The organism is Microcoleus sp. N9_A2 (assembly GCF_036701775.1).
GTDB lineage: Bacteria > Cyanobacteriota > Cyanobacteriia > Cyanobacteriales > Microcoleaceae > Microcoleus.
Map to the genome: position 1 here is coordinate 42,124 of NZ_JAUBRH010000003.1, position 13,083 is coordinate 55,206.

Sequence of the window (13,083 nt, forward strand, 5' to 3'; positions counted from 1 at the left end):
GAAATTACCTAGTCACACACACTCCGCCTACAGATACCCGACATTGATCGCGATCGCGATCGTACCAGTTATTATCATTAGAGCGATCATCGAATCTACTATTATCCACCCTCGCCGAGTCTAAATCTCTAGTGCGCGGATTGTAATAATAGTCTCCCTGCGGATACCGGCGACTTGGTTCAGCGCAATAAGTCTCGTTTCTGTCGGCATCCTCAAACCTTACTCTCACCATAGTACGTCTCACGCGACAATCAAGAGGCCGCAAGCCAAAATCATCTCGCAAAATCCGTTCTCCGTCGTAGTTGCGGTTGTCTCGGCCACTGCCGCTTCTGTCATCCCACCTATTGCTATCCCGCCTGTCGCCATCAATTCCCGCAACTTCCAGCGTGTAGCTACCGCCTCTGGCAGCATCTTTTGCTAATACTAACAGCTTGTAATCGCCACTACGGGGAATTTGATAATTAAAAGAACGGTCTTGGGTAAAAGCTACTTGTTTGTTGTTCCCGTAAAACAGCACCATAACGGGAGTAAAACCGCGGCTTCTATCTGTGTCTAACAACACTTCAATGTTGTCGCCTTCCCGCGCGCTGAATGTGTATTCTTGACCCCGCAATTCTTCCGTCGGAGAGCCCGGAGTCCACATATTTCGGAAACGGTAAATCGGAGAAGTGCGGCGAATTACTCCATCTATGCGATCGTTATTCCGTATCTGTTCGCCAACCGCACTAGAAGAAAGCCCCGTAAGTGCCAATCCCGTAACTAGCACAGCGGCCGCAATACTGTTTAACAAGTTGTGTTTTTTCATGTCAACCTCTGGAAAGTTATAAAAATTTTTTGCCTTCTTGGCGCGGACATTTGCATACACAATCCATTTTAAATCTAATTTCTGCCCACAGTCTCAACCATTAGTCTCAACTTTAGTTATTGTGGGGTGCGTCTGGGCTGATTTTTTTAACCGCAGACTAATAATTTTTCCCCCGACGCACCCTACAAACTTATAGACGTTGATGCAGCTTTTAAAGTTGCGATGTATCCCCACAAATCAGCAATCCCGATTCAGCGTCGATACTCGCCTCAATTCCCATCGGTAAAGCAGCGTTAACGCCTTCGTGGCCGAAGGGCAAATCCGAGACAATCGGAATATTTAGGTCTAAAAGCCGATCGCGCAAAACCTCTTCAATGCTAAAACTGGGAATACTTGGATCAATCTCGCAGCGGCTGAAACGCCCCAAAGCAATGCCCCGCACCCCAGCGAAAGCCCCCGCCATCCGCCACAAAGTCAACATTCGATCGACCCTGTAAGGAGCCTCGGAAACATCCTCAAATGCGAGAATAGCACCTGTCAAATCCGGTTGATACGGGGTTCCGAGCAAATGAGAAGCAACCGTCAGATTCGCCGGAAACAGCCGCCCGGTGGCTTGTCCGTTGCCCCATCCTTTACCTGGCAAAGATTGTAAGGGACGACCTTCTATGCAGTCAAAAAGTCGATCGACAGACCAATCCGGTTCAGCGGCCAAAGTTGTCAGCATCGGCCCGTGAACACCCCAAATGCCCAATTTAGCCTGATTCCACAGCAAAGCAGTAATATCTGAAAAGCCGATTAACCATTTCGGCGAATGGGAATCGGGAGTGGGAAACTGAGAATTTGCCCAATCTCCCACCTTGCCTTTTTCCAAAAGTCTAGTGCTGCCGAAACCGCCTCGAACACAGAGAATACCGCGACAATCCGGGTCATTGAGGGCATCTGCGAGCTGTCGGACGCGGTTTTCATCGGAACCTGCCAAGTAGCCCCAGCGATCGTCAAAACCAGGTGTTAATTCAATGCGATAGCCGCGGGATTTCCAAATTTCCAAACCGCGTTCAAAGTTAATCAATTCTCGAAGCGCGCCGCTAGGTGCAATTACCCTGAGCAAATCTCCCGGTTGCAGCCATTTAATGTTAGTCATTATCGAAGGAAGAAGTAACAGTAGTTGTAGGGTGTGTCGCCATGAAAAATCTCTAACTAAAAATCAACAATCTCATAGCGACGCACCAGTCTCTGCGATTGCTTCGCGGGGACGCTCGCAATGACATATTAGTTGTAGGGTGTGTCGCCATGAAAAATCCCTAACTAAAAATCAACAATCTCATAGCGACGCACCAGACAAACACATCCAAAACTTCTCTTTCGCCAAACTTCCTCAAAATGGTGTCAGATCAATTCTCATTAACTTTAAGCAATGCTGTAGGGGCGAGTTAGCAACAATCCGTAATTCACATCCAGAATATTTATCAACTCGCCCCACCCAACCGACCAAATCTGATTAGAAAGCAGTTTTTGGGAATTCTGCGATTAAGAAGGGATTTTTTGGGGCTTCTGAGATTTGATGTGATACCATTTATAAAAAGTCTTGGTATACAATAATTATTGAGTTTATTTCCTCAATTGTGCAAGGTGCGTCGCCATGAGATTGTCGATTGAATTTAGAGATTTTTCGTGGCGACGCACCCTACGAATACTAATTACGAAATACCTACGGCAAAGTCAGAATGTCTACCCCAGAATCAGTCACAGCCAGAGTGTGCTCGAATTGAGCCGAAAGCTTTCCATCCTTGGTGATAGATGTCCAACCATCTGCGAGAATTTCTACTTCCCAAGTACCCTCATTAATCATGGGCTCGATCGTAAAAACCATCCCTTGTCTGAGCTTCTTTCCCGTGCCCCGCTTGCCGTAATGCAAAATTTCCGGTTCAGTGTGAAAGACTCGGTGAATCCCGTGTCCCGCAAAATTTCGCACTACCGAAAAACCCTGTGCTTCAGCATATTCTTGAATCGCTGCACCGATGTCGCCGGTACGAGCACCCGGTTTGACTTCCGCAATTCCTCTTCTTAAACATTCCTCGGTTACTTCAACTAACTTTTTCGCTACCGGTGAAGGTTTGCCCACAAAAAAAGTTTTGGAAGTATCGCCGTGATAGCCTTCAACTAAAGGCGTTACATCTATATTAATAATGTCGCCTTCTCTCAGAATTTGTTTAGCATTCGGGATGCCGTGACAGACTACTTCATTCACGCTTGCACACAGAGATTTTGGAAATCCTTTATAGCCTAGCGGAGCGCTTTTTGCTCCATGTGCCAAAGTCCAGCGTTCGGCTTCATCGTTAATTTCTAGAGTGCTTACTCCCGGTTTAACCATCGGTTCGAGATGTAGCAGAAGTTCGGCCGCTAAACGGCCTGCTTGGCGCATTTTTTCGATTTCTCTACTGGATAAAAGCACTAAACGTTCGGTTGCCATAGTTTTTTCAGTTTTCTTTTTTTGTGGTCGATTAAGAGTTTATTTAACTCAATTTTAGAAGAGATTTGAACCAGTGTTCACAACGATCGCCCAAAGCTGCTAAAGAATATTCTACCTCTGCTTGTCGTCGGCAAGCGCTGCGGTCAATTTGGTCTAAGCGGGCGATCGCAGCTACCAAGCCATTTACACTATCAGGCTCCACTAAAAAGCCCGTCAGTCCGTCTCTAACAATTTCCGCCGGCCCCCCGCGCTCGTAAGCAATCACGGGCACACCGCACGCTAAAGCCTCGATCGCGACATTTCCGAAAGCTTCCACCCAACGTGGTGTCATCAACAATGCTTGGCACTGACGGACTTGCTCTTGCATTTGGGTTGTTGTCAGAAACCCTAAATATTCTACCGGAGCATCCGGGTAATCTGCACAAATTTTTTGCCAATAATCCTCATCTTGCATTTTGCCCATAATTTTCAGGGGAATGCCTGTAATTTTCGCTGCTGCTACTGCATCTTCTACGCCTTTTTCCGGGGCGATGCGGCCTAACCAAGCTAATTTAGACTGCGGTTGGTTGCAAAATTCGTACAGGGATAAATCTATGCCATTTCCCAACAACTGACATTCATCGGCAAAGGCGAATGTTTTGGCTTGAGAAGCGGTGTGAACTCCGATCGTACCAGGAAACTGGACTGCGGTTTGTCCGGCAATGCGATCGAGGGCTGCGGAAAGGGAACCCATGCTGATCAAATGTGCGATCGGAGTCCTAAAAAATGGTGTCAAATAAAACGGCAGCCAATCGTAGGCAAAATTGACAATGACATCCCATTCATCCTGAACTTGGCGAGCATATTCCCACATATTCGCCAGCACAGAATCTGCGGGCATCACAATAGGATCATTGTAATCTTGTGTTTGGGCGGTTACTTGCAAATCACCCGTTATTTCGATTACTGGAATTGATTCTAAGACTGAACCTATCGGCGCTACCACTGCTATTTTATGACCTCGGCGGTGCAATTCTTTAGCGATGTTAAGGACTGTAAGTTCTACTCCGCCGCCCAACCCCGAACCGAGTTGACCGACCGAAGTAGAGAGCAACAATATTTTCAAATAGTCATTAGTCATTAGTCATTAGTCATTAGTCAGCAGTAACAAATTCTAACATAATCTAAGTTATAAATTCTCCCATCTAAAATTTAAAATCTCAAATCACTTGAAAATTGCTAGACTTATCAATCCATCCCAGAACGCGGACGGAGGCGGTTCAACTGATTGATTGCCCATCGAGCAGTTTCCTGAACTTCTGGATCGGGATCGTCCGTCGCACGGTGCAACAAATAACTGATTTGATTCACCAATTCGTAAATCCGCGTCAAGTCGCGAATTGCATTTTTACGCACTTCGGGATTTTCATTTTGCAGCGAAATTGACCACGCATTATTCATGGGTTTGAGCGTGCGAATGCCAATTTCCGAGAGACTTGCCAAAATTAAACTGTACTGCTTGGAGTCGGAATTTGCTAGCAAATCGAGCAACGGCTCAACTGCCCTGGAATCTCCCCGCTGGCCTAGTTCCCAAATTGCTTTGCCCCTCTTTGCCGGATTTAGGTGCTGCAAATCTTCAATCAGTGCTTCAATAATATCAACTTTAGGTCTACCATCCGTTTCGGGAAGGGCAATATCTTTCTTCCGACTCGCTAGGGAATCGCCTTGATTAGTTGTTTCGGGAATGTTGAAACCTGTGTTGCTGTACCCATTGCTGTGAGTTTCCAAGGGCGAGGTGTCGGAATTAATTCGATCGCCCTCAACTGCTGCATCCTCTGATTCTGGTTCCCCGGATTCCAGGATAAACGGTAAAGGTCGATCGCTGCTCTCGATACTGTAGTCTTTTGGCAAATCAAAACTGTAGGGCAAGGCTGACAGCGATTGTCGCCCATAAGAAGTCTCTTGCGGTCTAATTTCGTGCGAGTTTGTAGGAGAATCGGGATTAGTAAATTGAGAGTTTCTTTGGTTGTGGCGATCAAATCTTCCCCGTCTTCGCTGAGAATAATTTGACTCGTCACTGCTAACTAATTTGAGCATGATAAATACTGCAGCTGCCGTGACGACAACTGCTGCCAAACCCAACATTAAGAACCCCCGCTGACGAGACAAAGTTACGATCAAATTGGATACCGATTTCGGGATCTTAGAATTAGATTTGGACGTTTTGGACGGCTGAGATTTATTTTTATCGGGCGCTGGAGACGGTTTTGGAGGCTTGGAATCCTGGCGATCGTCCGGGGGAGAGTTTGCCTGAGCAATTTCTTGGGAAACAGCACGCGCAGAGGCATTGAGTACCTGTTGCCCTCCGTCGGCACTTGGACTGAACGCAGCGCCCAGACAGGCAATGCAGGTGAACAAACATACAGAGGAGCGGTAATGCGCCATAAGACTCAATCCGGGTTTTGAGAGGCAACGCCGCATGACGAGCTTTAGTTTAACCTTGAGTTAGCCCGATCCTAGCTGCTATGGGCTTAACTAACTCACAAATAAAATAGCACCAGACTCGCGAAAAACCCGGTTTTGAGAGGGCAGCGAGCCAGATCTTATAAGCACAATTGTGTCATTGACGTGCAACTCCTTTAAATAATTAGTTTAATTAGTTTAAAACGAACAACTACATCGGCGGCCGCGACTTTAGCAGCGGCATCCCGAAAGTTGATTGCAGCTAATCTCAGCTACCATTGTGCAGTGCAGGCCCCGCAGCCCAGCACTGCGGGGGCGCTAGCAGACGATTGTGGCTCGCCGTCGATTTCTCACTAATAGCGTGGCATGACCAAGAGTTTAACAAGCTTCCGAGCCTGCGGGTCGATCGTTTTTGTGTGAATTTGGGCGGAAGTGGGACAGGGGGATTGGCACTGGTAACGATAAACTAGGTTTTTTCGTTAATTCTTCGCTGCTAAACCGCATATTTTCCGTACATTCCAGGACGCACTCTGGAGATCACAAACCAGTTTTATTTACCAAAAATGCTGTAAGAAAGAGAGCGCTGATTTGACCGATGTTAATTTGAAGGGGGCAATTATCCCGGATAGAAGTGTTTGGGCGATCGACTAATATAACCGTTAGGAAATACTGTATTCAGCTAGCAAGCGCCAAAAATCATACTATCTTGTAAAAGTAGGGTCGGATTTAGTTAGGAGCTATAGTGAGAGCGAGTATACCCTTTCACGCACGCGCCCTCTCCCTACGTTCTGTTTATTTGTACCCACTTACTTAAGCTAAATTAATCGGTATTTCATCCTGTGCCGCCAAATTTGAGATAAGATCGAGCTAAATTTCTAGTGTGAGAGTAGAGGCGTTTGTGAGCCAACAAGATATTTTAAATTTAGCAAAAGAAGGCGATGCCAGGGCGATCGCATTTCTGATCAGCCAAGCACTCCAAAGCTTCGGCGTCACGGCTAAAGCCAGCCGGGAAAATGACACCCTGCACCTGCTGCTGGAAGCCGAACATTTGCCCGCAGAAGAAGCCTGTCTGCGAGTCGCAGTCAAAGGGTTGCAGCGGCTGCAACCAAATAACCTTTACTCAGTGACAGTTTACGGGCGGCGCGACGACCAGCAATTGCCCGCTTGGACTCAGACGGTAGAATTAAAAAAACGCTTGACTTCCGAACCCGTGAGTGCGTTAGTTGCCGTGAATGCCGCAGTAGCTGCGAGTGCAGCAGTAGCCGCTAGTGTAGCCGTTTCTCCCATTCCTGTGACTTTGCCCAAACTAGAAAAAACTCAAAATGTCACAACGGCGCCCACTCAAACACCAGAAAAATCTCCGCCCCAACCCCCGAAAATCCCAACTCCAAAACCCACAAACCAACGGCAGCAAAAGCCATCACCGCAGCCAGAGTTAGCCCGCACTAAAACTAAAAAATCTGGGCTGTCAGTCGGTGCTCTGAGTCTAATTCTCGTACCGATATCCGGCTTGGTTCTGGCTTCTCAACTTTACAAATCCTCAAGCACCGTTACTAATAACCCTCTAACGTCAAAGCCTGCGGTACAAGAAGTGAGCTCGACACCAGCATCAGCCGCCGCCGCCAAACCCCTTCCCGCTCCAAAATCGCCCTCCCCGGCTGCCAAAAAACCTGCCATTGTGCCCGCCACTGTCAGCATCAAAGCAGTTGGTGACATGATCCCCGGCACAAATTATCCCTACAACAAACTGCCGGCAAAAAAAGAGATGCTATTAGAGTCGGTAAAACCGTACCTCAAAGGAGCTGATATTCTGTTTGGCAATTTTGAAAGCACGATGACCGATTATCCTTACAGTTCCAAAGCAGGCGGCGGACGAATGCTGATTGCCTTTCGGACGCCTCCGAGTTATGCCAAAATCTTCAAAGATGTTGGTTTTGATATTTTGAGTATTGCCAACAATCACTCTTACGATTTTCACGAGCAGGGATTTAATGACACGATTAAAAACATCGACAGCAATGGCATGAAGGCTGTTGGTAAAAGAGATCAAATTGTTTATAAAAATGTCAAGGGAGTGAATTTTGCCTTTATCGGTTTCAGCAACTACGGCGACGTTCACAATTCTTTGCTGGAACTGAAAGCAGGAGCAGAAGTTGTCAAAAAAGCCAAACAAAATGCTGATATTGTAGTGATATCAGTTCATGCTGGTTCTGAAGGAACGGGAGCTCTGAATGTGAGAAATAAAACTGAGTTCTTTTACGGAGAAAACCGGGGAAATATGGTTTTGTTTTCGCGGACGATGATTGATGCGGGAGCTGATTTGATTTTGGGACATGGCCCGCACGTTCCCAGAGCTATGGAACTTTATAAAGGGAAATTGGTTGCTTATTCGCTGGGCAATTTTTTGGGTTATCGCACTTTGTCCTCAGCAGGAGCACTCGGTAAATCTCTAATTTTGGATGTGAAAATGACTCCGCAAGGGGATTTTGTTTCTGGTAAGATTATCCCCATCCAACTTGACGGGCGAGGTGTGCCATCTGTTGATAACAATTTTAGGACTGTGGGGTTGATTGACAGTTTGACAAAGAGCGATTTTCCCAATAGCGGTTTGACTATTGATAACAAGGGACAACTTTTGAAAAAGAGTAAGTAGTTATTGGGAATTGGGAATTTTAACTGGTTCCCAGGCTCTGCCTGGGAACCGATATCTAGAGGCTCTGCCTCGAAAAGCGATCGGGAAAATTGGAGGCTGAGCCTCCGGATATGCGTTACCAGGCAGAGCCTGGGAACAAGTAAATTACCAATAACAACTGACTACTCAAAACTCATTGCTTTCAAAGCTTCTTTCATTTCGTCTGCTGTCGTGGTTGCCGTACCGAATTGACGCACGACAATGCTAGCCGCCAAATTTCCCAAAACTGCCGCTTCCCAACCGGATGCACCGACGCACAAAGCTAAAGTCATCGCTGCTACAACTGTATCTCCAGCACCGGTTACGTCGAATACATCAGTCTTGTTAAAAGGGGGAATGTCCCAACTTTGAATGGCAAATTCCCCCTTTTCACAAATGGATGTTGGAGGGGGTGAATTTTTGATTTCTTCGCCGTTCGCCCTTTCAAACAAAGTCATCCCTTCTTCGCCGCGAGTAATCAGGATTTTTTGAGCTTGAGTTAAGTTCAATAAATCGCGTCCTGCTTGCATTAAATTTTGAGGGTTTTTGATAGCATATCCGACAGCTTGCTCGGCTTCTGGCAAGTTGGGAGTAAATAACATTGCTCCAGAATATCGCTGCAAATTGGTTTGAGCGTCTACAATTGTTTTGCCGGGAACCACTGCCGATTCGATCGCCAAATTTGTCCAAACTCCGTCGCCGTAGTCGGAACAAACCACTGCATCTACTGTCGGTATTTGCTGCCGGATGTAGTCTGCCAGTTGCAACTGCAAATCTAAATCCGGCAACTCATCCGATTTGCGATCGACTCGGACAATTTGCTGAGTCACCGACTGCCGCGCGTGCCCGGAAATTCGAGTTTTGGTGACAGTTGGACGCTGCGAATCGATTAAAATCCCACCCGTATCAATTCCCGCCGCCTCAAAAATACCGCACAAAGCCTTTCCCTGGTCGTCTTTTCCCACCAAACCAGCAACTTTTACTTTGCCTCCCAGTTTGGCCAAATTGTAGACAGCATTTGCGCCACCTCCGGGTAGTTGCTGAGTATTTTCGTAGCGCAAAATCAACACAGGTGCTTCGCGGGAAATTCGCTCTACTTGTCCGGTAAGAAACTCGTCCAAGGTCAAATCTCCGATCGCTAATACCTGCGCTTGATGGAAGCAGTCTAATCTTTTCAATAATTGCTCAGTTGAGGCACGCAGTTGAGGCAAAAAATCGGAATAGTCGTTAGTCATTAACCAAAAAAATGAGACTGAGGAGTTGATAATTGAGCGTGGAACGAGCGGGAATTAAAAATCCTAATATAAATTAATAATTAATTTCCTCCCTTGTTTGATTTTTAACTTTTAATTGATTTTCTGACTGGGATTTTGAGAAACCAGTGGCAGGCTGTTAGCGATCGCACTCGCTCAAACACTTGGGCAAAAAAATGCGGATAAAAGCGCAGCCATTCAGACTCAAGAGAAAGTTTTACGGTGTGGAAGTTTCCTTCTACATAAGTGCCTTCAAAAAACAGCAAAATTATTTCAATTTCTGTTTGATGATCGTAATCACCTGAGTCATTTGTTTTTTGAGTGCATCAATTTCTGCTTGCATTTTCGCCATTTTCACAGTCATCGCCTGAATTTCGGCCGCGCCCCCTCCAGAGCTGGGTGCAGCGGCGGCTGCTGGGGCTTCCGGCACTGGTTTCTTTTTGGCCAGTACCATCGCCGATTTGATTGCCTCGGTTAGCTGCTTCTTCTCAAACGGTTTGGCGATGAATGCAAAAAAATGCTTCTCAAAGGGTTTCGGAATTTTTTCCATCACCTCTTCTTCGCGGCCCGACATGATCACCAAAGGTATCTTAGAAAGCTCAGGATGGGCTTGCACTTTTTGATACACTTCCCAACCGCTGACTTTGGGCAGTAGGAAATCTAACATAATTAGATTTGGCCGGGCTTGACGGATCAGTTTGAGTCCCTCTTCGCCGTCTTTTGCTTCTAGAACTTCAAAGTTACCCTGAGGCAACATCTCTCGGACTCGGACGCGGATGACTTTACTGTCATCGATTACCAAGATTTTTTGACCAGCCACGACTGACTCCTTCAGTAATGAATGAGTGTTGACATCCACCCCGACCGTCGCGGACGGGGATTCCCAAACCTCACGATTTGAATTTCTGCTTCTTCGCAACTGCCTCCACCCTAAAAGAGATTTGGTCTTATGTTCGCTCCACAGACTAACCCCGCAAGCCCTGCGGTTTTTACGTGTCGAATACCAAACGGAATTCTTCTTCGTTTTGATTCTAGGGATGTTTACCATTGCCCTATCCTCTTTTCCCGGTCTACCGATTTTGCTTCGCCGCCAGCACAAGGCTGAACTTCGCTCGTATAGGCTGTTTGATCCATCGTCTCGGGTGGGTCGTTGACCAATTATATTGTAATATAAAGCCGTCCTAAAAAAAAGGACGAGGTTTCTACCCAATTTTCTGATGATTTGCAACCTTCAGTATATCCCTAACAGAATTCTACCCATAATTATGGGCGAGTTTAGTTTTGTTGCACGTCGGCGCGATTCTGATTTCGGGTGATACTCCTACAAGTTCAGGGGCTTTGATTTCGGATACGATCGAAGGAATTAACTCAATCGCCTTTTAATTTTATGTCGCCCCAAACTCCTAAAACTCCTACTGTCAAAGCAGTTGCCGCCCAAATGCGGGGTGAAATCGAGGCGATGCCGGAGTGGTTGCGTAGGCCCGTTGGCAAAGCTAGCGAACTTTCCCAAGTGCAAAAAATTATCAAACAGCGGCAAATTCACACGATTTGTGAGGAGGGGAGATGTCCCAACCGGGGCGAGTGCTACGCGCAAAAAACGGCGACTTTTTTGTTGATGGGGCCGACTTGCACCCGCGCTTGTGCTTTTTGTCAAGTAGATAAAGGTCATTCTCCGATGCCCCTAGACCCGGAGGAACCGGAAAAGGTGGCCGAGGCTGTGCAGTTGTTGGGTTTGCGCTATGCGGTGCTGACTTCGGTGGCGAGGGATGATTTGCCGGATGGGGGCGCGGGTTGGTTTGCCAGGACGATCGCCCAAATCCGCCTTTTGAACCCGGATACTGAAGTTGAGGTACTGACGCCGGATTTTTGGGGGGGAACAGGTAGGGGCGGTGCCCCCGTGCCCGCCCTCCCCGTGCCCGCCCTCCCCGTGCCCGCCCCCGACGGGGAGAATTCCGGCCTGGATGAGTTGCAGCGAGATCGGATTCGCACGGTGGTGGAGGCTAAACCGACTTGTTACAACCACAATATTGAGACGGTACGGCGGTTGCAAGGGCCGGTGCGGAGGGGGGCGAAGTACGATCGCTCGATCGACGTTCTGCGTATTGTTAAGCAATATGACCCAACTATTCCCACAAAATCGGGTTTGATGTTGGGGCACGGGGAAACGGAGGCCGAGGTTGTCGAAGCGATGGTTGATTTGCGGGATGCCAAGTGCGATCGACTCACCCTCGGTCAATACATGAGACCATCTCTAGAGCACCTCCCAGTGCGTAAATACTGGACGCCGGCCGAATTTGACCGTTTCGGGTCAATCGCCCGGGAGATGGGGTTTGAGCGCGTGCGATCGGGGCCTCTCGTCCGCAGTTCATACCACGCAGGAGCGATCGATTGAAATTCATCTGAATTCAACTCGGTATAAACTCCTAGTTACAAAAAATAACACTAAAGGATTGTGTGATGTGCGACGCTCTCTGCTATTTGTGAATACAGTGACTTATGAATTAGGAGCTTGAATCATGGCAGAGATAGCAAAGAACCAATTAAAATCCGACTCCGTGATGAAAACGGGCAAATTCCCTTACACCTTTCGCGCAGCCTGGTTTCTGTTGCTGTTAGCTATCAATTTTTTGGTTGCAGCCTATTATTTCCATATCATTGAATAGTTCTGCAACTTAATTTTTAGCAGACCCTGCTGTTCTCGACCTCAACGTCAGAGAATGGGAGAAAGGGAGAGGGGGGAGAGGAAGAGAGTTTTGAGTTGGGAGAATATGACTTCATTCTTCTAACTAATGACTACTGACTTTTTCCCTCTTCCTTCTGACTCCTGACTCCTGACTCCCGACTTTTGCTCAATAATTAATCCCTGTATCCGTGTCAAAATCCGTGCCTTCCTTCTTCCTTCTTCCTTCTTCCTTCTCTAGCGATTTCTCGACGCTTCTAGCTTTGACAACCGCTCTTGAATTTTAATAACATCTTGCTTAGTTTCAATTGCCAAAGTTGCTAAATTATCAAACATCGGGTCTCCCGACAGCGTTCGAGGATTGGTGCGACCAGAACCTGAAGGGGAAGAAGACTGAGGCCGGTTAACTCTAGAACTTTGGTTCTGCAAGCTGTAGATTTGTCCCCTGAGTTCAGAAATTTGCCTTTCTAATTGAGTAATGCGAAACTCTAATTGAGTTGTGGATTGAGCGGGCGTGACAATTGGCGCAACAGCAATTGCTAAAGCGCAAGCCAGACACAAAAGACAGATTTTTATGGCGCGATGGCGAATATTTTTCGGCATAGCTTTAATCATTTAAATTATGCGACTTCTACGATAACAAATCGCCGCTATTTTTGGTCTCTATCAGAAGTATGTCTTATCAGGAAATTGGGTTTAAAACCCCCTCCTTCGCTTGACGGCTTTAATTGTAAAATTTTAATAACTCACTGAATATCCTAT

The 13,083-nt window shown here is 46.9% G+C and carries 12 protein-coding genes; 3 read left to right on the forward strand and 9 right to left on the reverse strand.

Annotation, left to right across the window (positions count from 1 at the left end; translation table 11 throughout):
- Positions 1–4: 4 nt before the first annotated feature.
- The 5 genes from QUA44_RS02560 to QUA44_RS02580 form a co-directional block, all read right to left on the reverse strand.
- Positions 5–805, reverse strand: a complete 801-nt coding sequence (locus QUA44_RS02560) for a hypothetical protein (protein WP_333248004.1) — start codon at positions 803–805, stop codon at positions 5–7.
- A 211-nt stretch (positions 806–1,016) separates the two neighbouring features.
- A complete protein-coding gene (locus tag QUA44_RS02565) occupies positions 1,017–1,946 on the reverse strand; it encodes an LD-carboxypeptidase (RefSeq protein ID WP_333248006.1) in 930 nt (309 codons plus the stop codon).
- A gap of 567 nt (positions 1,947–2,513) precedes the next feature.
- Entirely contained in the window at positions 2,514–3,275 is a 762-nt protein-coding gene (gene map / locus QUA44_RS02570) for a type I methionyl aminopeptidase (protein ID WP_333248008.1), read from the reverse strand.
- A 43-nt stretch (positions 3,276–3,318) separates the two neighbouring features.
- The gene (locus QUA44_RS02575) at positions 3,319–4,395 is read right to left on the reverse strand and encodes a glycosyltransferase family 4 protein (protein WP_333248010.1); all 1,077 of its coding nucleotides are present in this window, start codon (positions 4,393–4,395) and stop codon (positions 3,319–3,321) included.
- Positions 4,396–4,502: 107 nt separating this feature from the next.
- On the reverse strand, positions 4,503–5,699 hold the full coding sequence (locus QUA44_RS02580) for a HEAT repeat domain-containing protein (protein ID WP_333248012.1): 1,197 nt from the start codon (positions 5,697–5,699) through the stop codon (positions 4,503–4,505).
- A 916-nt stretch (positions 5,700–6,615) separates the two neighbouring features.
- Between QUA44_RS02580 and QUA44_RS02585 the strand changes: the two genes are divergently transcribed.
- A complete protein-coding gene (locus QUA44_RS02585) occupies positions 6,616–8,370 on the forward strand; it encodes a CapA family protein (RefSeq protein ID WP_333248014.1) in 1,755 nt (584 codons plus the stop codon).
- Between the two features lie 161 nt (positions 8,371–8,531).
- Here the strand turns inward: QUA44_RS02585 and QUA44_RS02590 are convergent, their stop codons facing one another.
- The 3 genes from QUA44_RS02590 to QUA44_RS02600 form a co-directional block, all read right to left on the reverse strand.
- The gene (locus QUA44_RS02590; RefSeq protein ID WP_333248016.1) at positions 8,532–9,623 is read right to left on the reverse strand and encodes a PfkB family carbohydrate kinase; all 1,092 of its coding nucleotides are present in this window, start codon (positions 9,621–9,623) and stop codon (positions 8,532–8,534) included.
- 104 nt (positions 9,624–9,727) lie between these two features.
- Positions 9,728–9,907 (reverse strand): hypothetical protein, encoded by a 180-nt coding sequence (locus tag QUA44_RS02595; protein WP_333248018.1) that lies wholly within the window; start codon positions 9,905–9,907, stop codon positions 9,728–9,730.
- Positions 9,908–9,909: 2 nt separating this feature from the next.
- Positions 9,910–10,461: a response regulator gene (locus tag QUA44_RS02600; RefSeq protein ID WP_333248020.1), complete on the reverse strand. Its 552-nt coding sequence runs from the start codon at positions 10,459–10,461 to the stop codon at positions 9,910–9,912.
- Positions 10,462–11,028: 567 nt separating this feature from the next.
- Between QUA44_RS02600 and QUA44_RS02605 the strand changes: the two genes are divergently transcribed.
- Complete coding sequence (locus QUA44_RS02605) at positions 11,029–12,033, forward strand: lipoyl synthase (protein ID WP_333248022.1); 1,005 nt, start codon at positions 11,029–11,031, stop codon at positions 12,031–12,033.
- 166 nt (positions 12,034–12,199) lie between these two features.
- Complete coding sequence (psaX, locus tag QUA44_RS02610) at positions 12,200–12,304, forward strand: photosystem I protein PsaX (RefSeq protein WP_333309486.1); 105 nt, start codon at positions 12,200–12,202, stop codon at positions 12,302–12,304.
- A gap of 254 nt (positions 12,305–12,558) precedes the next feature.
- Here psaX and QUA44_RS02615 read toward each other — a convergent pair whose 3' ends face one another.
- Positions 12,559–12,936 (reverse strand): hypothetical protein, encoded by a 378-nt coding sequence (locus QUA44_RS02615; protein ID WP_333309477.1) that lies wholly within the window; start codon positions 12,934–12,936, stop codon positions 12,559–12,561.
- Positions 12,937–13,083 lie beyond the last annotated feature (147 nt).

What these genes read in the sequence shown, in the direction of transcription:
- QUA44_RS02590 (WP_333248016.1), bottom strand. Translation starts at nt 9,623, where the DNA reads ATGACTAACGACTATTCCGATTTTTTGCCTCAACTGCGTGCCTCAACT.
- QUA44_RS02580 (WP_333248012.1), bottom strand. Translation starts at nt 5,699, where the DNA reads ATGGCGCATTACCGCTCCTCTGTATGTTTGTTCACCTGCATTGCCTGT.
- QUA44_RS02615 (WP_333309477.1), bottom strand. Translation starts at nt 12,936, where the DNA reads ATGATTAAAGCTATGCCGAAAAATATTCGCCATCGCGCCATAAAAATC.
- QUA44_RS02605 (WP_333248022.1), top strand. Translation starts at nt 11,029, where the DNA reads ATGTCGCCCCAAACTCCTAAAACTCCTACTGTCAAAGCAGTTGCCGCC.
- psaX (WP_333309486.1), top strand. Translation starts at nt 12,200, where the DNA reads ATGAAAACGGGCAAATTCCCTTACACCTTTCGCGCAGCCTGGTTTCTG.
- map (WP_333248008.1), bottom strand. Translation starts at nt 3,275, where the DNA reads ATGGCAACCGAACGTTTAGTGCTTTTATCCAGTAGAGAAATCGAAAAA.
- QUA44_RS02565 (WP_333248006.1), bottom strand. Translation starts at nt 1,946, where the DNA reads ATGACTAACATTAAATGGCTGCAACCGGGAGATTTGCTCAGGGTAATT.
- QUA44_RS02575 (WP_333248010.1), bottom strand. Translation starts at nt 4,395, where the DNA reads ATGACTAATGACTATTTGAAAATATTGTTGCTCTCTACTTCGGTCGGT.
- QUA44_RS02560 (WP_333248004.1), bottom strand. Translation starts at nt 805, where the DNA reads ATGAAAAAACACAACTTGTTAAACAGTATTGCGGCCGCTGTGCTAGTT.